Source organism: Limnohabitans sp., assembly GCF_031539105.1.
Taxonomy (GTDB): Bacteria; Pseudomonadota; Gammaproteobacteria; order Burkholderiales; family Burkholderiaceae_C; genus Limnohabitans.
The window spans coordinates 1-19,942 of the sequence record NZ_JAVKLM010000032.1 but is presented as its reverse complement, the minus strand read 5'-3'; the positions used below and the strand labels follow the sequence as shown (position 1 = coordinate 19,942).

Here is a 19,942-nt window from a genome sequence, read left to right as displayed (position 1 = left end):
GCGGCGATCTTCCTAATTCACACGATCGAAAAACCGAGAGAGTCTTGGGAATTGGTCTTGCCATTCATCGGTTGCACTAAGCTTGCAGACACACCGAATGGGCGTGATGCCAAAAAAGACTCAAAGTTACTGGCTGTTAGCGGGGAGTAAAAGAAAGTCCCCTGCCCCAAGACGCAACCCATACGCTGCAAAAGATGACACTGATCGCCAAACTCAACACCATCTGCCATGACTTGGACATCATGCACAGCTGCATGCTTGATTAATGTCTCAACCAAATCTGAAATTGGCGCATCGAACAACATACCTTTGATCAGCTTATGACTAAGTTTTACTTTATCAATTGGCAACACCTCTAACAAATCAAGCGAACTTTTCAATAAGCCAAAATTATCGACCGTTACGCTTAAGCCCAGGGCTGCGAAGTTCTGAACACATGACTGCGCACGCCGTGGTTCACGAGACATCACAGACTCATCAACCTCTAACTCAAGCAGTTGATAAGGATATTGGGTAGCTTCACAAACAGTGCGTATTTTTTGGGCGAAAGCAGGATTGCTAAATTGCGCTGCACTGATATTGAGGGTCAAAATCAAAGGACCATATCGATCTTGCCAAGCTGCAGCCTGCATGCATGCCATGGTCAAAAACCAGTCATCAAATGGCAAACAAATGCCACTGCTTTCAGCCAATGTCACAAAATTAGAAGGCGAAACGTGGAGCGTTTGACCTGAAGGATGGCGCCAGCAAACCACGGCCTCAATACCAAACAGATTTGAATCGCTCATGCGCTGAATTGGCTGATACTCAAGGCTGATGCCAGCATCCTCCATGGCTGAACTCACTGCATGCTTCATATCAAATGAGTCACTGCCTTGATCAGAACCATCATGGCTTTTTAAGATCTCGAAACGCAATTTAACTCGATACTGCTTGATAAAAACATAAATGATGCTGGGCACAATCAACAAAACCCCTAACCAAATCATGATGCGTAAGTACGTTGGCCACAAGTTCAAAGCAATGTGTAAATTGGCAACGATTAAGGTATCAAAGGTAATTGGAGCTGTCAGATAGACCTGATTTGAGTCATTCTCTGCTGATGCCAACTTGAATGAAGCGCCCATCAAGTCGTGCGCTGAGCCGGCTCGTGCATAACTTGCAATCGGCTCGCCTTGAGCACTCACTAAATCGACCGTCTGAATGTTTGGATAGCCTGCTAAAGCTTTGATGATGGTTTCGACCTGCTGGGTGTCATTGACCAACAATGCCGGCAATACACTTTGCGCGACAGAATGAACGAGCCGCTCATTGCCTTTGATAACGACATGACGTACAGCACCGAACACAAGCAATGAAATCAATACTAAAGAACCAATTAAAGTAGTAGCGATGACTGCTAATCTAATAAAACTTTTATTCATAAAACTCTCCAAACCAATCGATTTCGAAGAATTTTAGAAGTAGATTTACAAGAATAATAATAAATCTTGTTAAGTCATAACGACTTTAAATAATACTTTAAAACTATTAAATAACACAAATTCAAGCGTCAAGAGATCAAAGCGCTTGATTTTGACATCAACGAGAAGTCACAGGTGCCATTGCTAAGCCCTTTGGCATGCAATCAGGGCATTTATCGGTCCGGTTAACAGGTCGTGTGAATTTAGGCAGCTCACCCAGGAATTCTGCAGGCGTCATATCCGCACGCGTTGACAGCAGCAATGACAAGAAGCCCGACACCAATGGCGCTGCATAACTTGTCCCAACACCGCGCGCAGCACCCATGGGGGTCTCATCGCCTTTGAAATCCACATCAAACGAAGCCACTTTAAGCTTGTTTGCGTGCCAGGGCGCACTTCCGCTTAAGTTCTTGCCGCCACCCGGGGCATAAATCACTGTGCGTGTATCCAAGGCTGAGTAGTTCTCAATGTTGTTCTCGGCATCGATGGCTCCCACAGAGATGACGCCGTCACAATTTGATGGTTCTACTAACTTTTTGCCGAATGTATTTCCAACAGCAGCGACCACAAAAATGTTCTTTTTGGTCAAACGATCTACCAAAGCTTGTAAATCTGGTCCGCACACACGTTTACCGCCTGAAAAACTCAAATTAATGATGCGAGCTGGATGAGGATTAGCCGGCACGTCAGCTACACGCAAACCACCGGCCCAAGCCATGGCATCTAACAAATCGGCTCGCGTCATGGGGCAAGAACCAAACAGACGAATGGGCAAAATTTTGGCATTGGGGTTAACACCTCGAACGCCATCTTTGCCGTTACCCGCGATCAAACTCGACACTTCAGTGCCATGCGTGCGAAAGATGGCGGAAGTCACGCGGTCACCACATGTGGCATCACGGACATCGGGTGAAAAATCGGCTGAGCGTTTACCACGCAAATTCATCGGCGCAGACAACATGTCGAAGCCGGGCAGCAAACGGCCCTCTAAACTTGGATGGCTTGCCAGTACGCCACTGTCAATCACAGCCACCACCACCTCATGCGGTCCAGGCTTAACCGATGCGGTATTGATCGCAGATGGGGCAACTTCAGCAGAAGGATTCAATGCACCCAGGTGCCAAGGCAACTCTTGCGCAGTCGCGGCACATGATGTAGCAAGCAGCACCAAAATTGACAGACATTGACGCGTAAAAAGCGACGAAGAAACCACTGAAATTGACCTTATCTAACAACATCCAGAAAAATTGCTTTTGCTGAACGAATGTTAGTTTTATCAATTTAAAACTGCAATTCCACCAATATGATTACTTTCATCAACCCCTGTTGCCATTTGACACATCGCGTGATTTGACGTGAATCATTTAGGTTTTGAATTTGTTAATTTTTAAGATTTGCACTTCCAAAAAAAGTAATCACTTTTTGAGTGCAAAATTCACTGCATGAGAAAGCTACCTAACATTCAGTTAAGTCAGTCTGTGCCCTTTGCGCTGGCAATAGTGGCAGTTGGTTTTTGCTTGATGCAAACCGACGATTGGAAGAATATTGGCGCGATTGTGTTTTCGCTTGGTTTGTTACCAATTGCCGTCTTGATTTCAAGAACCAGTGGCAATCCTCCTTATCTGTAAATACCTATTAGCTTATGAACTCAAACCCAACTCAACAATGGCTCGAGACATGATGCTTTGAGCATCCACCTGAAAAAACGAACGCAACACAACACGGGTATCACTGCGGCCAAAACCATCTGTACCAAGCGTACGGTAAGCGCGATCTGCGGGTAAATAAGCACGAATGCTTTCAGGCAAAGCACGCACATAATCACTGGCAGCCAAGATGGGACCAGCACTACCCCTGAGCAGTTGAGCCAAGTAAGGTTTGGAATCTTCGCCTTCGTTCTCGATACCATCTCGGGCCAATTGGCTCCAACTTGTAATGCTGTAAACATCAACGCCTATGCCACTCTCAGCTAATTTTTGAGCCGCTTGGATCACTTCAGTGAAGATAGCTCCAGAGCCAAGCAAGGTAACACGCTGAGCATCCTTGGGGCCATAGCTGCCATAGTGGTAGCCCCCGCGCAACACCCCCTCAGCAGCACCTTCTGGCAAATCTGGATTTGCATAGTTTTCGTTCATGAGCGTGACGTAATAGAAAACGTCTTTTTGCTCAATCAACATCTCTCGCATTCCCGCATCAACAATCACTGCGAGTTCACCTGCAAAAGCAGGATCGTAGGCCTTGCAATTTGGGATCGTTGCTGCCACCAAATGGCTGCTTCCGTCTTGATGTTGAAGACCCTCGCCGGCTAAGGTCGTACGACCTGAAGTGGCACCCAGCAGAAAACCTCTTGCACGCTGATCAGCAGCCGCCCAAATTGCATCGCCCACACGTTGAAATCCAAACATGGAATAGTAAATATAGAACGGCAGCATAGCTAAGCCGTGAACGCTGTAGCTTGTGGCAGCAGCAGTCCAACTGGCAATAGCGCCGGCTTCACTGATACCTTCCTCCAAAATTTGTCCCTCTAAGGCTTCTCTATACGAGAGGACAGAACCAATGTCCTCAGGCGCATAACGTTGTCCAACGCTGCTGTAAATGCCAACCTGTTTAAATAAATTGGCCATGCCAAATGTACGTGCCTCGTCTGCGACGATAGGCACAATGCGTGGACCCAAGGTTGGATCTTTCAGGAGTGTGCCGAGCATGCGCACAAACGCCATGGTGGTGCTCATTTCCTTGCCATCAGCCTTGAGGGCAAACTGAGCGTAGCTTTCAATCGTTGGCACAGGAATCAATTCGCAAGTGGTTTCGCGCTTTGGCATAGCCCCACCAAGTGCCGATCGGTGCTCACGCAGGTAGCGCATCTCAGCGCTGTCTTCTGAAGGTTTCAAGAACTCCAAACCTTTTGCTTGTTCATCGCTCAACGGAAGGTCAAATCGGTTGCGAAATTCAATGAGATCGGTCTCATCAAATTTCTTTTGACTATGCGTCGTCATCTTGCCTTGACCGGCAGAACCCATGCCATAACCCTTTTTGGTTTGAGCCAAGATCACAGTGGGTTGGCCTTTATGGGCTGCGGCAGCTGCGTAAGCAGCGTGAATTTTTACTAAATCGTGACCACCTCGTTTAAGGTTATCAATTTGCTCATCCGTCATGCCCTCGACCAAGCGTGAGAGTTCTTCGTTTTGGCCAAAGAAGTTATCGCGATTGAAGCGACCGTCCTTAGCTGCAAAAGTTTGCATCTGACCATCCACAGTTTGAGCAAAGGCACGCGCCAAAGCGCCAGTCGTATCACGCGCAAATAGACCATCCCAGTCGCTGCCCCAAACCAACTTGATGACGTTCCAGCCAGCACCCACAAAGAGTTTTTCCAGCTCATCGATGATTCGACCATTGCCACGAACAGGGCCATCCAAACGCTGCAAATTACAGTTAACGACCCACACCAAGTTGTCGAGTTTTTCTCGAGCAGCGAGAGTGAGCGCACTCATGCTTTCTGGTTCATCCATTTCTCCATCGCCAAAGACACCCCAAACTTTGCGACCATCACAATTCAACAATTCGCGATGGGTCAGGTATCGCATGAAACGAGCGTGATAGATGGAGCTGATCGGACCAATACCCATTGAGCCTGTTGGAAACTGCCAAAAATCTGGCATCAACCAAGGGTGCGGGTAACTGGAGAGTCCTCGTGCACCCACTGAAGGCGCTGTGATCTCTTGGCGGTAATGCAGCAAGTCGGCTTCATTCAAACGACCTTCAAGAAATGCACGGGCATACACACCGGGTGCACTGTGTGGCTGAAACAAAACGAGATCTCCGCGGTGCGTTGCGGTCCGCGCGTGAAAGAAATGGTTAAACCCCATCTCGAACAAATCAGCTGCACTGGCGTAACTTGCGATGTGTCCGCCGAGTTCGCCATAAGCTTTGTTTGCACGCACCACCATAGCCAAGGCGTTCCATCGCATAAAACAGGCCAAGCGCTCCTCTATGGCGAGATCACCGGGAAAAGCCGGTTGGTCTTCGATTGCAATTGTGTTGATATAGGGCGTGTTCAGTTCAGGCTGCCAGCCAATCCCTTGTATTCGTGCTGATCGGACCAGTTCATCGAGAATGTGACGAACGCGGACCGGGCCATCAGTCACTGCGAGTGACAACAAGGCGTCACGCCACTCTTGCGTTTCTGCGGGATCAGTATCAACAGTGGAAGGGTTGTAATAACTTTGATTTGACTTAGTGTTCATGGCATTGACTAACCGAAATGATGGATATCACTGTAGGGACAATCGCTAGGCAGTTGATGTTGAAATGCAGCATGAAAAGAACGAATTTCAGCATATAGTTTCAAACTTATGATCAATCAAAGCACAAATAATTTAGATGCGATCGATTTGAAGATTCTGGAAGAACTGCAAATTGACGCTAGCCTGTCCAATGTGGAACTCGCCCGCCGGGTTCACCTTTCCCCCTCCCCGTGTCTCGCTCGAGTGCGGGCGCTGGAAACACGCGGTTTAATTCGTAAATATGTTGCGTTGCTAGAAGCAAAGCAACTCGGGCTCCATCTGAACGTATTTATTTCAATCAGTCTTAAACAGCAAAGCCGCCAAGCACTTCAAGAGTTCGAAGAGCGAATCACTTTACGCGACGAGGTCATGGAGTGCTACTTGATGACGGGCGATGCAGATTACTTGTTGCGCGTAGCAGTGTCTGATATGCCCGCATTAGAGAGCTTCATACTTGAACAAATTTCTCCAATTGCACAAGTAGAAAAAATCAGATCCAGTTTTGCACTTAAACAAGTGCGCTACAAAACTGCACTTCCTTTGCATAACCTTTAATTGCAAAATCGGTTGCAACCTTAAGATTTGGGGGAAGGCCTGGTTGCTTTTCTAATCTGAATGTCTGCAAGTGCCATGTTTTCCAGAAATACCAACAAGTGATTGTGAGAATACCCACAAATCTACCAACAAAAGGGTGTGGATTTGGAGAGACCTAGAAATACCTTCAGAGACAAAAAAAGCCCCGAAACGTAGTGTTTACGGGGCTTCTCAGGGTGTTTGTAGACTTCCAGAGACTTCTACAAACAACAGCTTGGCGGAAACGGAGGGATTCGAACCCTCGATGAGGCTCTACACCCCATACTCCCTTAGCAGGGGAGCACCTTCGGCCACTCGGTCACGTTTCCAGCAGGGCATATTATGCCTTAACTTAGGCGGCAGGCTGGTCCAAGTCAAAAGCTTTGTGTAACGCGCGAACCGCGAGTTCCATGTATTTCTCGTCGATCACCACAGAAGTTTTGATTTCAGATGTTGAGATCATTTGGATGTTGATGCCCTCTTCGCTCAATGAGCGGAACATCTTGCTGGCCACCCCAACATGACTGCGCATGCCGATGCCAACGATAGACACTTTGCAAATCTTGGTGTCGCCCTGCACATCACTGGCGCCTAAGGCTGGCAGCACTTTTTCTTTCAACAAATCAGTAGTACGCGCAAAGTCGTTGCGATGCACGGTGAAGCTGAAATCAGTTTTGCCATCCTTGCTGATGTTTTGAATGATCATGTCCACTTCAATGTTCGCTTCAGCCACAGCGCCCAAAATTTGATACGCGATGCCTGGCTTGTCTGGCACGCCGACCACAGAAATTTTGGCCTCATCGCGGTTGAATGCGATGCCCGATACGATTGCTTGTTCCATTTTTTCGTCTTCCTCAAAGGTGATCAACGTGCCCGATTTGGCTTCTTCGTTGATGTCAATATCCCACGCGGTGAAGCTGGACAGCACGCGCAGCGGCACCTTGTATTTACCTGCAAACTCGACCGAGCGAATTTGCAAAACTTTGCTACCCAAAGATGCCATCTCCAGCATCTCTTCGAAACACAGTGTTTCTAAGCGACGCGCTTCGGGCACTACACGCGGGTCGGTGGTGTACACGCCATCGACGTCGGTGTAAATCAAACACTCTTTGGCTTTGAGCGCTGCTGCCACGGCCACGGCCGAGGTATCAGAGCCGCCACGGCCCAAGGTGGTGATGTTGTCGTTTTCGTCTTTGCCTTGGAAGCCCGTGATGATGACCACTTTGCCTGCGTCTAAATCGGCGCGCACGCGCTTGTCGTCAATCGACTCGATGCGGGCCTTGGTGTAGGCATTATTGGTGCGAATCGGGACTTGCCAGCCAGCGTAACTGACAGAAGGCTGGCCTTCGGCTTGCAGCGCAATAGCCAATAACGCAGAAGACGCTTGCTCACCTGTGGAGGCAAGCATGTCGAGTTCGCGGTTGTAGGCCGAGTCGGCTTTGGAGGGCGCCAATTCTTTGGCGAGGCCGAGCAACCGGTTGGTCTCACCGCTCATCGCAGAAGGCACCACCACCATTTGGTGACCTGCACGGGCCCACTTGGCTACGCGCTTGGCGACGTTGCGAATGCGCTCTGTCGAGCCCATCGACGTACCGCCGTATTTATGAACAATCAATGCCATATTTATTTAAAACTGTTGTGTTATGGGCAAAAAACCTACAGATTGTAGCAACGCAACACCGCCCCATCACGCCGCACAAAGCCACGGCCTACCTTGATGTCGATGTGATGACCACCTGTGGTGCAAGCTTTCACCTGCACCAGCAATGCCTGCAATTGCGCGGCACTGGCTTGAGAGTGCTCTAGCACCAGCCAGTAGCGCAACACGTTTGATTGCCGAGCCTCGCTCAGCAGCTGCAACGCTTTAATGGCAGGTGGATGGCCCACTTGCTGCAAATCTTGTTCAGCCACTTCCTGCAACAAGGCTTGGGCCTGCGCCGCATGCGAAGCACTGCGTGCAAAGGTTTGCCTAAATGCGGGAAACGCTTGCTCAATGACAGGCAACAGCTCGGCACGGATGCGGTTACGCGTGTAGCGCGTGTCGGTGTTGCTGGGATCTTCTACCCACGCTTCGTCTGCGGCCTTCAAGGCATCGCGCAAGACCTGCCCGGGCACATTCAACCAAGGACGGTGATACGTCAAGCCATGGCGCTCAGCCACTGCCGGCATGCATGCCAAGCCCGGCAAGCCTGCACCTCGTGAAAGCGCCAGCAGCAAGGTTTCGACTTGGTCATCCGCGTGCTGGGCCAAGGCCATGTGTTGAATGTGTCCACCCCAGTTGCATTGCAGCGCTTCGGCTAACGCGCGGTAGCGGGCTTGACGGGCAGCGTCTTCTGGGCTTTCACCGGCGGCGTGGGCTGCGTTGACCCGCTGCACCACCAGTGGCACTTGCAGGCGTTCACATAGCCCTACGCAATGTGCTTCAAAACCATCTGCAGCCGCTTGCAGCCCGTGATGCACATGCACCGCATGCACCCTGCCCGGCCAACGAATGGCACAAGCAACGAGTAAGGCGGTCGAATCGGCCCCACCGCTCAGCGCAACGGCAAAAGGACCAAGATGCTGGAGCGCGTCCAGCGAGGGGAAGTTAGCGGGCGTCAGCTTTGGTGTCGGTGAAACGGCCATAGCTTTGCAAACGGTCGTAACGCTTGTCGAGCAACTCTTTGACTTTGAGGTCACTCACCTGACGCCAAGCGTCGTTCAAGCCACGCTTGAGCTGAGCCGACATTTGCTTGGGATCGCGGTGTGCGCCGCCCACAGGTTCGTTCACGATTTTGTCAACCAAGCCCAATGCCTTCAGGCGATGGGCGGTGATGCCCAAGGCTTCGGCCGCGTCTTCAGCACGGTCAGAGGTTTTCCACAAAATCGAGGCGCAGCCTTCAGGACTAATGACCGAGTACACCGAGTACTGCAGCATCAACACTTGGTCAGCCACGCTGATGGCCAACGCGCCGCCCGACCCACCTTCACCAATGATGGTGGTGATGATGGGCACTTCGAGTTGGGCCATTTCAAAAATATTTCGGCCAATCGCTTCAGACTGGCTGCGTTCCTCGGCATCAATCCCGGGGTAAGCGCCAGGTGTGTCCACAAAGGTGAACACGGGCAGCTTGAACTTCTCAGCGGTCTTCATCAAACGCAAGGCTTTGCGGTAGCCCTCGGGCTTGCTCATGCCGAAGTTGCGCAAAGCACGCTCTTTGGTGTCGCGACCCTTTTGCTGACCCAAGACCATGCAAGCATTGCCGTTGAAGCGGGCCAAACCACCGACGATGCTCATGTCATCCGCAAAGTGGCGATCGCCGTGCATTTCCACGAAGTCGGTGAAGATGTCGTTGATGTAGTCCAGCGTGTAAGGGCGCTCAGCGTGACGCGCAATCTTGGTGATTTGCCAAGGCGTGAGGTCGCTGTAAATGTCCTTGGTCAGCTGCATACTTTTCTTGCTGAGCTGGTCAATCTCGTCCGAAATATCTACCGCAGACTCGCTTTGCACATAGCGCAGCTCGTCGATCTTGCCTTCTAGTTCAGCAATCGGTTGTTCAAAGTCGAGGAAAGTTCTTTTAGCCAAAATCAAATACTCCTTAGCTGCTCAATAAGACACGGGCAGCGGATCCAGCGATCGCCAAATATACCAAGTCGCCACACTGCAATAGGGGGCCCAAGGTGCCGCCACTTCTCGTGCTTCGCTGCGGCTGACCGCCTCGCCCGAAAAATAGTTGCGACTGATGCCGTTGATCAGCCCCACATCGTCCAGCGGCAGCACATTGGGCCGCATGAGGTGGAACATCAAAAACATCTCAGCCGTCCAACGACCAATGCCACGAATGGCCACCAGTTCGTCGATGATGGCGTCGTCCGTCATCTCCGACCATGTCTTGACATGCAAGGCGCCGTTGTCAAAGTGAAGCGCCAAGTCGACGATGTACTCGACCTTGCGGGCCGACAAACCAGCGGCACGCATGTCGTCTACTTTGAGCTTGAGCACATTGGCGGGTGTGATTTTGCGAGGTAGCAAAGCGAAGCGGTCCCACACGGTTTGTGCCGCTTTGACCGAAACCTGCTGCCCCACAATGCTGCGTGCCAGCGTCACAAACGCATCGCCGCGGGACTGCAAAGAGGCTTCGCCAAACTGAGGGATGAGGCGCTTCATCACCCGATCTTTTTTCATCAGGTGTTTACAAGCCTCTGCCCAATACTCGGGTGTGGCGATGATGATTTTTTCGGTGGTGGCCATAGTTAGCCACGCTCCCACGTGGTGCCCGTGGGCGAGTCTTTGAGCACAATGCCCTCGGCGGCCAAGGCTTGGCGAATTCGATCGGCCTCAGCAAAGTTCTTGGCAGATTTGGCAGCTGCGCGTGCCGCGATTTGCGCTTGAATGGCATCTTCGTCCACGCCTGCGCCTGCTTGGGCAAAGGCTTTGGGGTCGTCTTGCAACAAGCCCAACACACCACCCAAGGCTTTGAGCAAGCCTGCCGTTTGAGTTGAAGCCGTGCGGTTGACTTCGCTGGCAAGTTCAAACAACACCGCCACGGCGTCAGGCGTACCAAAGTCTTCATTCATCGCTGCTTTGAAGCGTGCGGCATGTGGGTCGGCCCAGTCAATCGTCACGGCATCAGCTCTCACCGTGCCCAGCGCGGTGTAAAGGCGCTTCAACGCGCCGCGGGCATCGTTCAAATGAACGTCGCTGTAATTGAGCTGGCTGCGGTAGTGGCTGCGCACCACAAAGAACCGCACAGTCTCGGCGTCAAACTCTTTGAGCACATCACGGATGGTGAAGAAGTTGCCCAAGCTCTTGGACATTTTTTCGTTGTCCACGTTGATGAAGCCGTTGTGCATCCACACGTTGGCCATTTTTTGGCCGTTCGCACCTTCGCTTTGGGCAATTTCGTTTTCGTGGTGTGGGAACTGCAAATCAGCACCACCACCATGGATGTCAAAGCTCTGGCCCAACATCTCGCAACTCATCGCCGAGCACTCGATGTGCCAGCCAGGACGGCCTGCGCCAAAGGGGCTGGCCCATTTCACTTCGTCGGGTTCGCTTGTCTTTGCAGACTTCCAAAGCACAAAGTCCAGTGGGTCTTGCTTGCCGTCGTCTACCGCCACGCGCTCACCCGCTTGCAATTCGTCCAACGACTTACCTGACAACTTGCCGTAACCCGCGAACTTACGCACGGCGTAGTTCACATCGCCATTGCTGGCTTTGTAGGCCAAACCTTTGTTTTGCAAAGTGCCAATCATCGACAGCATTTGCGGCACATAGTCCATGGCACGCGGCTCGTGGGTGGGGCGCTCGATGCCCAAAGCGTCGGCGTCTTGGTGGAGCGCCTCAATCATGCGGTCGGTTAGGCCGCGCACGGTTTCGCCGTTTTCAAGAGAACGCTTGATGATCTTGTCGTCGATGTCTGTGATGTTGCGCACATAAGTCACGCGGTAGCCACTGGCTTTGAGCCAACGCTGCACCACGTCAAACGCCACCATCGAACGGGCATGACCCAAATGACACAAGTCGTACACGGTCATGCCGCACACGTACATGCGCACATGGCCAGGTTCGATCGGCGAAAAGGTCTCCAGCGCACGCGAAAGCGTGTTGTGAATGCGAAGCGTCATGAGTGAATGGTCAGAGACCGCAATGAAGGGTCGGTAATGAGGTGAAAGCCAAAGAGTCGTTCAGACCCTCTGTTTTACAATGCCACCAGTATACAAAGCACATGACAAACCCTCACATCCCCTCCCAAGCCAAGTCATTGGCTTCGCTTCCAGCGCATCAGGCCAGCACACACAAGCTTTGGAATACCCAAGGGCTGCGCTGCCTGACGCTGGGCCTGACACTGATGATTGCTGGAGCGGGAACCGCACAAGCCCAAAGCGTAGAGGCTTTGGAGTGGCTGCCTGGCCAGTCGATGATGCCCACCGTCATCAGCACACCACACAACGATGTGCGCAAGCTACTGCGCCAAGCCAAGTACCCACAAGCTTTGATGTTGGTCAACAAAGGTTTGGCAAACAACCCACGTGACCCGCAAATGCGTTTCTGGCAAGGCTTCCTTTTTGAACAGCTCAACCAACCCGACATGGCGCAACAGGTTTACCTTGACCTCACCCGTGAATACCCAGAACTGGCTGAGCCCCACAACAACTTGGGCGTGATTTACGCAGCCAAAGGTGACTACCCCAATGCCAAAGCGTCTCTGGATGCGGCCTTACGTGCCAACCCTAACTACGCGGCAGCCCACGAAAACATGGGCGACCTGCTGGTCAACATGGCGCGTCAATCGTATGAGCGATCTTTGAGCATTGACCCTAAGCAACGTGGCATCGGGTTGAAAATTGAACGACTCAAACCCGTCCTAGACCTTACCCAAGACAAACCATGACACCTTCATCATTGACCCGTCGTGCACTTTGCACAGTTAGCTTGTGCGCCCTAGCCTTTATGGGCTTGGCCCAAACCGCCACGGCTCAAGACGCGCCCCGCGTGAAATTTTTCACAAACGCGGGCGAGTTTGTGGTCGAGGTCTACCCCGACAAAGCCCCCAAAACTGTGGACAACTTCTTGCAATACGTGCGCGACAAGCACTACGACGGCACCATTTTTCACCGCGTGATTGGCAACTTCATGGTGCAAGGCGGCGGCTACGACCAGCGCTATATCGAACGCCGCACACGTGCCCCCGTTGAGCATGAAGGCCGAGAAGCCTTAGCCAAAGGCGGACCACGCAACACCGTGGGCACCATCGCCATGGCGCGCACCAATGTGCCGAACTCGGCCACGTCTCAGTTTTTCATCAATGTGATGGACAACGGCTTTTTAGACCCTACCCCCCAACAACCCGGCTACACCGTGTTTGGCAAGGTGGTGTCTGGCATGGAAACCATCAACAAAATTAAAACGGTGCAAACCGGCTTCGGCGGGCCCTTCCCATCGGACGTGCCACGCACACCCATCATCATCCAATCGGCCAGCGTGCTTTAAGCACGGGCTTGCAGCAATCAAAAACACCCCCTCTTTCATTTAAGGAACACACCATGAGCAACCCACAAGTCGAACTGCACATCTTGGACCACGGCGTCATCACCATCGAACTCGACGCTGAAAAAGCGCCGAAGTGCGCCGAGAACTTCTTGCACTACGTGAACAAAGGTCACTACGACAAAACCATTTTTCACCGTGTGATTCCCGGCTTCATGGTGCAAGGCGGCGGGTTCGAACCTGGCATGACGCAAAAAGAGTGCGATGCTCCCATTGAGAACGAAGCCAACAATGGCCTCAAAAACAACCACTACACGCTGGCCATGGCCCGCACCTCTGACCCACACTCGGCCACCGCGCAGTTCTTCATCAACGTGGCTGACAACGAGTTTTTGAACCACAAAGCACCAAGCCAACAAGGTTGGGGCTATGCCGTGTTTGGCAAAGTGGTGAGTGGCAATGACGTGGTCGACAAAATCGCCGCCGTCAAAACTGGCCGCAAAGGCTTCCATGACGACGTGCCAAAAGAAGACGTGGTCATCGAAAAAGCTGTTGCGCTGTAAGCCCTCAGCTGATGTCAACGCCGCCGCTGCCCCAGCCTGTGCCCTGCGTACAAGCACAGCCAAATTGGCAACGCGTTGACTTCATCTCAGACCTGCACCTAGACGCCAGAGAGCCCGCCACGTTTGACGCGTGGGCGCTGCACATGGCGCACACACCAGCAGACGCCCTGTTCATCTTGGGCGATTTGTTTGAAGTGTGGGTAGGAGACGACACCCATGACCCATTCGCCCTGCAATGCATCGCCGTGCTCAAAGCCACGGCGCAGCGCATACCTGTGTATTTCATGTGCGGCAACCGCGATTTTTTGGTGGGGAATGCGCTACTGAACGCGACGAGCATGCAAGCCTTGAGCGACCCCACGGTGCTTGACTTTGGTTCTGCGGATCGTGCAAACCCAACGCGCATCCTGCTCAGCCACGGCGACGCCCTGTGTTTGGACGACCACGACTACTTGGCATTTCGTGCTCAGGTGCGCCAGCCCGATTGGCAAACAGCATTCTTGGCCAAACCTTTAGCCGATCGCCAGGCCTATGCGCGCAACGTTCGAAACACAAGCGAAGCGCGCAAACAAAGCCACCTCAACAACCCAAACTCCACTGGTTATGCCGACGTAGACACGCAAGCCGCTATCGCATGGCTGATTGCTGCTGACGCCCAAGTGCTGCTGCACGGCCACACCCACAAGCCTGCGGTGCACGACTTGGGCCAGGGCTTAAGCCGCTGGGTATTGAGCGATTGGCATGCTGATGCCAAGCCACCTCGGCTTGAGACCTTGAGTTGGCTTCGCCAAAAAGCACAAAGCCCCACGAGGGGGCTTTGTCGATTGCCACTGAGCGCTGTTTAACGCTTCAACAACACCTTAAGCGCAGCTTGCAAACGACGCGCTGCCGCCTCGTCATACGCACCACCCAAGACCTGCGCCGCATCAGCGGCCCACGTCATTTGAGGCGATGGGTCATTGCGGCGTGTGAGCATTTGCAACTGCAAGGCACGACGTGCATCCATTTGCGCAGCAGGCGTGGGTAGATCAGCGGCAACTTCCAAACGCAACAAGGACGTGACCGCCTCTCCTTGCGGCTGAGCCGACAAAGCTTGCGACCATTGCGTGCGTTGTGCGGGGCTGAGCTTGTTGCCAATGGCTTGCGCCGCTGGCAATTGAGCTGCATCGCGTTTTTCCCAAGCGTGCATAAGTTGGGTCAAAACTTCGCCGTGGGCTTGTGCAGCCAAGCGACGCAGCGCGTCTTGGGCTGATTCCAAGGCAAAGCGTTGGGCGCGGAAAGCTGCATCACCCAAACGTGGACCACGCGGTGCGAAGCCTTCGCGGCCACCATCGCGACCGGGTTTAGCGTCACGGCCAAAACCTGGCTTGTCGCCAAATTTGCCGCCAGGCTTGCCATCGCGGCCACGGCCAGCAGGCGCGGCCTCGGTGCGTTTTTGGCCTGGACGGTCGTCACCACGTACAGCCACCACAGGGCGTGGCGCAGCTTTAGGTTTGACGGGTGCGACTTCTGCCGCAGGCTCTGCAGCTTCGGCAGAGTGATCGGCTGTGTTTTCTGCGTTTTCTTCAGAGCTTGCATCGTCCGAGCTGTGCGCTGCATCGCTTGATGCAGCATCAGCTGAGGCATCTGTCGCAACCTCAGCAGCGGGTTCTGCCGCTGCATGCGCAGGGGCTGCCACTGGTGCGACCGCTTCACCGCGTGCGATTTGCTCCAGCATTTGCATGGCCGCGCGAATGGCGGAGGCATCACCTTTGGCGGTGGCTGAATCCAAAGCCTTGGCAGCATCGAGCACGGCCTTGTCGTGCGGTGTCAGTGCGGCTTGCGATTGCTCGCGCACCGATGACTTGCGGGCAAATGCTTCGTCAATCGGTTGACGGAAGGCATCCCACAGTTTTTGCTCTTGCTTGCGGTCGAGCACCACAGCATGAGCTTCTTCCTGCCAGCGTTGTTGCAAAGCTTTGACAGCGTCCACGCGCAGCGATGGCCCTGCCCCCAAAGCTTGTGCTTCGGCAATCAAGGCATGACGGCGGGCAAGACTGGCTTTTTGCATCGCTTCCAGCGGCTCGTGTGCAGCGTGGATGGCGGTTTTCCAAACGGGTTGCAACTCGGCAAACATTTTTTCGCTCAAGTGGCCGCTTTCGCGCCAGCGCTGGGCGAACTGGTGCAATTGGCGTGCGACGCCTTTCCAATCGGGGCCGTTGGCATGCTCAACCGCCCATGCTTTGACTTCTTCAATCAAAGCCAAGCGTTGGGCTTTGTGCGCGGTGGTTTGGGCTCGGGCCTCCTTGAGCCATGCGTCCACCACTTCGTGGGCGCGGTTGCAAGCGCTGTCAAAGCGCTTCCACAACGCGGGGTTGGGCGCCGCTTCTTTGTCGATTTTTTTCCATTGCTCGCGCAAGTTGCGCAAGGTTTCTTGCATCTTGCGGCCACCCACGGCTGGCACGCGGGCCACGTCGTCGGCTTTGGGCGCGGCTGGCGTGATCACATCGGCTGTCGCTGTTTCAGGTGCAGTCACTTCAATCACAACAGGTGCTGGCTGCGTGACTTCAACTGCCACTGGCTCGACAACCTCAACCTCTTGAACTGGCGTCACTTCATCAGCCTTAGGTGCTTTGGCTTTGGCAGGCTTGGCCGCAGGCGCAGGCTTGAACAAAGCCTCGGCTTGCATGGCCAGCTCTAAACGCTTTTGGTCTACCACGGCTTTGTCAGCGGTGGGCTTGACCTTGCGGGTCGCATCCACACCAGCAGCCGCTGGCTTCGTAGCTTTGGCAGGTGCAGCAGCTTGCGGCAGCACTTCGCCACGTGACACACGAATTTGGTCAGACCATGCAGGCACAGCAGGCAAAGGTGCGGCTGCATCGGCTGCAGCAGCCTCAGTCAAGGTCAAAGCTTCGCCAAAAGCGGTCCACACGGCTTGCACTTGTTGGGTGCTGGTTTGCAAAGCAGACGCAAACTTGGCGTCCACGCTGGGCCATTGGGCATCTGCGGCCAAGGCTTGGGCTTGGGCAACCCAACGGTCGAGGTCAACTTGCAGCGCTTCGCGCTGGGCCAGTGCGTCTTGCCAAGGTTTGGTCGACAACACTTCAATGCGTTGGGCCAACAGCACAGCGGCTTCGCGCTGCACTTGGGTTTGGTGTTGCAAGTCTTCAATGGCTTTCACGCGCTCGGCCAAAGCGGTTTTCAAACCGGCCAAGGGTTCGCGAGACAACGGAGCGCCTGCTTTGGCAGCATCGCGCTGCCAGCCCATGGCGTCTGCCAAATTGATATGGGGCGCATCGCGAAGGGCTTCGCCTTTGGCGGCCCACTCGACTATCAAGGCGTCTTGGTCTTTGCTGCGACGCAGCTCGTCCAGCTTTTCGCGCAGCACTTTGGCAGCACCTTTGTCTCGGTGGCTCATTTCGTCAAATGCGGCTTGCACTTGCGCCAAGGTGGGCTGACCAGCCAGCCAGTCGCGCAAGCGCGCAGTGCGGTCAGCCGAGGTAGAAACAGTAAAGGCGCCACCGGTCAAAGTATCTAGGGTGGCGAGGTCGATGGATTTGTTAGAGGAATCAGTCACAAGTAGGGCTCACAGTAAATTAGAGGAGATTGTCGCCGAGGCTTTAAAATTTCAGCTACTTCCTATTTAATAAATTTATGTCTATTACCCTCATCGCCCGATTACAGCTAGGTCTACGTACCTTTGCAGCTGACGTGGCGCAAGGCTTTTTTGCCATTTCTCACAATGGCTTGGCCGTGGTGGGTCTGTCTATCTTCTTTTTCGTCGTGGCGCTGACCGTGCGCCCCGACCTGCGCGTGGTGACCGAAGCCAAGGTCATCAGCTGGCTGCAAGAGCGCCAATATGACGAAACAGGCATCGCGACCGATGCCGATGCGGTCGACCGCGCCACCGCCACCGACCCCCGCGACCTACCCAAACAGCAAGCCAACCTTGCCTACTGGTTGAGCAAAAAATACCGCGTAGCCCCAGAGCCTTTGAGCGCCTTGGTGGCTGAAGCCTACGATGTGGGACCAGACAACCAAATTGAACCCACCCTCATCTTGGCCGTGATGGCTGTGGAGTCGGGCTTTAACCCCTTCGCCCAAAGCCCTGTTGGGGCACAAGGCCTGATGCAAGTCATGACCAAGGTGCACGAACAAAAGTACCAAGGCTTTGGCGGTACCCTGGCCGCATTTGACCCTGTGGCTAACTTGCGAGTGGGCGTGATCGTGCTCAAAGAGTGCATCAACCGCGCGGGCAGCACCGAGGGCGGCCTCAAACTTTATGTGGGCGCGGGCAACCTGAAAGACGACCAAGGCTATACGGCCAAAGTACTGGCTGAAAACGTTCGCTTACAGCAAGTGGCCAAAGGCGTGAAAGTGCCCTTGACACCACCACCCTCCACCGCAGCCCAAGCGGCTACTGCCCGTTTGGAGAGTTTGTGGGAAAAAGCCCAGCGCTTGACCCCCTTCGGCAAGGACGAGGCCGAATAAACAAGGCCTTGGAAGCGCGGTAAACTCCAAAGTGTGCGCAACTGGCGATAGGCGTGTGGGGCATCTGCCGCACACCGCTGACGTGGATGTATGACCACTGGGAAGCGCACAGCCTCTATTTATAGAGGTGTTTTGCCGTTCGCCTGGGCAGCCAACAACACCTTTTTCTAGGACTGCCAGTATGTACAACCGCAACATCTTGATCGAACAAACCGACCCCGAAGTTTGGGCCGCCATTCAGGCCGAAAACGCGCGCCAAGAGCACCACATTGAGCTGATCGCCAGCGAGAACTACGCGTCTCCTGCCGTCATGCAAGCCCAAGGCTCGCAACTGACCAACAAATACGCCGAAGGCTACCCCGGCAAGCGCTACTACGGTGGCTGCGAGCACGTGGACGTGGCCGAGCAATTGGCCATCGACCGCCTGAAACAAATTTATGGCGCTGAAGCCGCCAACGTGCAACCCCATTGCGGCGCATCTGCCAATGAAGCGGTTTTCCTCGCTTTCTTGAAACCCGGCGACACCATTTTGGGCATGAGCTTGGCCGAAGGCGGTCACTTGACCCACGGCATGGCGCTGAACATGTCTGGCAAGTGGTTCAACGCCGTCTCTTACGGCTTGGATGCCAACGAAGCCATCGACTACGAAGCGATGGAAGCCAAAGCCCGCGAGCACAAACCCAAACTCATCATTGCTGGCGCCTCTGCCTACAGCTTGCACATCGACTGGGCACGCTTTGCCAAAATTGCTAAGGAAGTTGGCGCGATCTTCATGGTCGACATGGCCCACTACTCAGGCTTGATCGCCGCAGGCCAATACCCCAACCCCGTTCCGCACGCTGACGTGGTCACTTCCACCACCCACAAGAGCCTGCGCGGCCCACGCGGCGGCATCATTTTGATGAAGGCTGAACACGAAAAAGCCATCAACAGCGCCATCTTCCCAGGCTTGCAAGGCGGCCCCTTGATGCACGTCATCGCGGCCAAGGCCGTGGCTTTCAAAGAAGCCATGCAACCTGAGTTCAAAGACTACCAAGCTCAAGTGGTGAAGAACGCCAAGATCGTGGCCGAAACTTTGACCGCACGCGGCTTGCGCATCGTCAGCGGTGGCACACAAAGTCACGTGATGTTGGTGGACTTGCGCTCCAAGAAGATCACCGGCAAAGAAGCCGAAGCGGCTTTGGGTGCAGCCCACATGACGATCAACAAGAACGCCATCCCCAACGACCCAGAGAAACCATTCGTCACCAGCGGTGTGCGCATTGGCACGCCAGCGATGACAACGCGTGGTTTCAAGGACGAAGAAGCCCGTATCACGGCTAACTTGATTGCTGACGTGTTGGACAACCCGCACGATGAAGCCAACTTGGCCGCTGTGCGTGCCAAGGTGCATGCACTGACCTCTAAGTTTCCTGTTTACAAGTAACTTTTCCTTAACCCCCGTCCTTTGTGGCGGGGTTTTTGTTTGTCTGCTTCGTTTTGTATTTGGTCTTCGTGAGGGGTTCGCTCGTGAAGATTTCTAGCCGGAGACAGCACGGGTTGGGGGGGGGGGGGGGTGGTTAATGAGGGGTGGGAAAAAAAAACCCCCCCCAACACCACCCCCCCCCCAGGGGGGTTTTT

Annotated in this window: 17 protein-coding genes, 1 tRNA gene and 1 riboswitch; of the genes, 8 read left to right on the top strand and 10 right to left on the bottom strand. The window is 53.8% G+C overall.

Features of this window, described 5'->3' with window-relative positions; genetic code table 11:
- Positions 1-17: 17 nt before the first annotated feature.
- Together RMR24_RS08450 and RMR24_RS08445 are read right to left on the bottom strand one after the other, a co-directional pair.
- A complete protein-coding gene (locus tag RMR24_RS08450) occupies positions 18-1,424 on the bottom strand; it encodes an EAL domain-containing protein (protein ID WP_310614638.1) in 1,407 nt (468 codons plus the stop codon).
- Between the two features lie 157 nt (positions 1,425-1,581).
- Positions 1,582-2,631 carry a S8 family serine peptidase gene (locus RMR24_RS08445; RefSeq protein ID WP_310614637.1) on the bottom strand — a complete coding sequence of 350 codons (1,050 nt, stop codon included), beginning with the start codon at positions 2,629-2,631 and terminating at the stop codon, positions 1,582-1,584.
- A gap of 274 nt (positions 2,632-2,905) precedes the next feature.
- Between RMR24_RS08445 and RMR24_RS08440 the strand changes: the two genes are divergently transcribed.
- Positions 2,906-3,091: a hypothetical protein gene (locus RMR24_RS08440; protein WP_310614636.1), complete on the top strand. Its 186-nt coding sequence runs from the start codon at positions 2,906-2,908 to the stop codon at positions 3,089-3,091.
- 12 nt (positions 3,092-3,103) lie between these two features.
- Here the strand turns inward: RMR24_RS08440 and mdeB are convergent, their stop codons facing one another.
- Entirely contained in the window at positions 3,104-5,707 is a 2,604-nt protein-coding gene (mdeB, locus tag RMR24_RS08435) for an alpha-ketoglutarate dehydrogenase (RefSeq protein ID WP_310614635.1), read from the bottom strand.
- Between the two features lie 108 nt (positions 5,708-5,815).
- Here mdeB and RMR24_RS08430 point away from each other — a divergent pair, with 108 nt between their 5' ends.
- On the top strand, positions 5,816-6,301 hold the full coding sequence (locus RMR24_RS08430; protein WP_310614634.1) for an Lrp/AsnC family transcriptional regulator: 486 nt from the start codon (positions 5,816-5,818) through the stop codon (positions 6,299-6,301).
- A 254-nt stretch (positions 6,302-6,555) separates the two neighbouring features.
- On the opposite strand, the gene RMR24_RS08425 is transcribed toward RMR24_RS08430, so the two are convergent.
- The 6 genes from RMR24_RS08425 to cysS all read right to left on the bottom strand — a co-directional run bounded on the left by RMR24_RS08425 (position 6,556) and on the right by cysS (position 11,926).
- Positions 6,556-6,648: transfer RNA gene (locus RMR24_RS08425), tRNA-Ser, on the bottom strand.
- Positions 6,649-6,671: 23 nt separating this feature from the next.
- Positions 6,672-7,940 (bottom strand): aspartate kinase, encoded by a 1,269-nt coding sequence (locus RMR24_RS08420; protein ID WP_310614633.1) that lies wholly within the window; start codon positions 7,938-7,940, stop codon positions 6,672-6,674.
- A gap of 35 nt (positions 7,941-7,975) precedes the next feature.
- Positions 7,976-8,944, bottom strand: a complete 969-nt coding sequence (tilS, locus tag RMR24_RS08415) for a tRNA lysidine(34) synthetase TilS (RefSeq protein WP_310614632.1) — start codon at positions 8,942-8,944, stop codon at positions 7,976-7,978.
- The gene (locus tag RMR24_RS08410; RefSeq protein ID WP_310614631.1) at positions 8,907-9,884 is read right to left on the bottom strand and encodes an acetyl-CoA carboxylase carboxyltransferase subunit alpha; all 978 of its coding nucleotides are present in this window, start codon (positions 9,882-9,884) and stop codon (positions 8,907-8,909) included. The genes tilS and RMR24_RS08410 overlap by 38 nt, the downstream gene beginning before the upstream one ends.
- A gap of 21 nt (positions 9,885-9,905) precedes the next feature.
- On the bottom strand, positions 9,906-10,550 hold the full coding sequence (locus tag RMR24_RS08405) for a DNA-3-methyladenine glycosylase 2 family protein (protein WP_310614630.1): 645 nt from the start codon (positions 10,548-10,550) through the stop codon (positions 9,906-9,908).
- A 2-nt stretch (positions 10,551-10,552) separates the two neighbouring features.
- Complete coding sequence (gene cysS / locus RMR24_RS08400) at positions 10,553-11,926, bottom strand: cysteine--tRNA ligase (protein ID WP_310614629.1); 1,374 nt, start codon at positions 11,924-11,926, stop codon at positions 10,553-10,555.
- Between the two features lie 101 nt (positions 11,927-12,027).
- Between cysS and RMR24_RS08395 the strand changes: the two genes are divergently transcribed.
- Genes RMR24_RS08395 through RMR24_RS08380 form a run of 4 tightly spaced genes read left to right on the top strand, consistent with a single transcriptional unit; the run spans position 12,028 to position 14,697 of the window.
- Positions 12,028-12,693, top strand: coding sequence for a tetratricopeptide repeat protein (locus RMR24_RS08395; RefSeq protein WP_310614628.1), 666 nt, complete (start codon positions 12,028-12,030; stop codon positions 12,691-12,693).
- Positions 12,690-13,292, top strand: coding sequence for a peptidylprolyl isomerase (locus RMR24_RS08390; protein ID WP_405023327.1), 603 nt, complete (start codon positions 12,690-12,692; stop codon positions 13,290-13,292). Before RMR24_RS08395 ends, RMR24_RS08390 begins: the two co-directional genes overlap by 4 nt.
- A 53-nt stretch (positions 13,293-13,345) precedes the next feature.
- Positions 13,346-13,852: a peptidylprolyl isomerase gene (locus RMR24_RS08385; protein WP_310614627.1), complete on the top strand. Its 507-nt coding sequence runs from the start codon at positions 13,346-13,348 to the stop codon at positions 13,850-13,852.
- Positions 13,853-13,863: 11 nt separating this feature from the next.
- Positions 13,864-14,697: a UDP-2,3-diacylglucosamine diphosphatase gene (locus tag RMR24_RS08380; RefSeq protein ID WP_310614626.1), complete on the top strand. Its 834-nt coding sequence runs from the start codon at positions 13,864-13,866 to the stop codon at positions 14,695-14,697.
- Here the strand turns inward: RMR24_RS08380 and RMR24_RS08375 are convergent.
- On the bottom strand, positions 14,694-17,408 hold the full coding sequence (locus RMR24_RS08375) for a DUF349 domain-containing protein (protein ID WP_310614625.1): 2,715 nt from the start codon (positions 17,406-17,408) through the stop codon (positions 14,694-14,696). The two genes, RMR24_RS08380 and RMR24_RS08375, sit on opposite strands and share 4 nt — an antisense overlap.
- An 83-nt stretch (positions 17,409-17,491) precedes the next feature.
- Between RMR24_RS08375 and RMR24_RS08370 the strand changes: the two genes are divergently transcribed.
- Positions 17,492-18,322 (top strand): lytic transglycosylase domain-containing protein, encoded by an 831-nt coding sequence (locus RMR24_RS08370; protein ID WP_310614682.1) that lies wholly within the window; start codon positions 17,492-17,494, stop codon positions 18,320-18,322.
- 27 nt (positions 18,323-18,349) lie between these two features.
- Positions 18,350-18,478: riboswitch (ZMP/ZTP riboswitch) on the top strand.
- A 25-nt stretch (positions 18,479-18,503) separates the two neighbouring features.
- Positions 18,504-19,748, top strand: a complete 1,245-nt coding sequence (glyA, locus tag RMR24_RS08365) for a serine hydroxymethyltransferase (RefSeq protein WP_310614624.1) — start codon at positions 18,504-18,506, stop codon at positions 19,746-19,748.
- Positions 19,749-19,942: the final 194 nt, after the last annotated feature.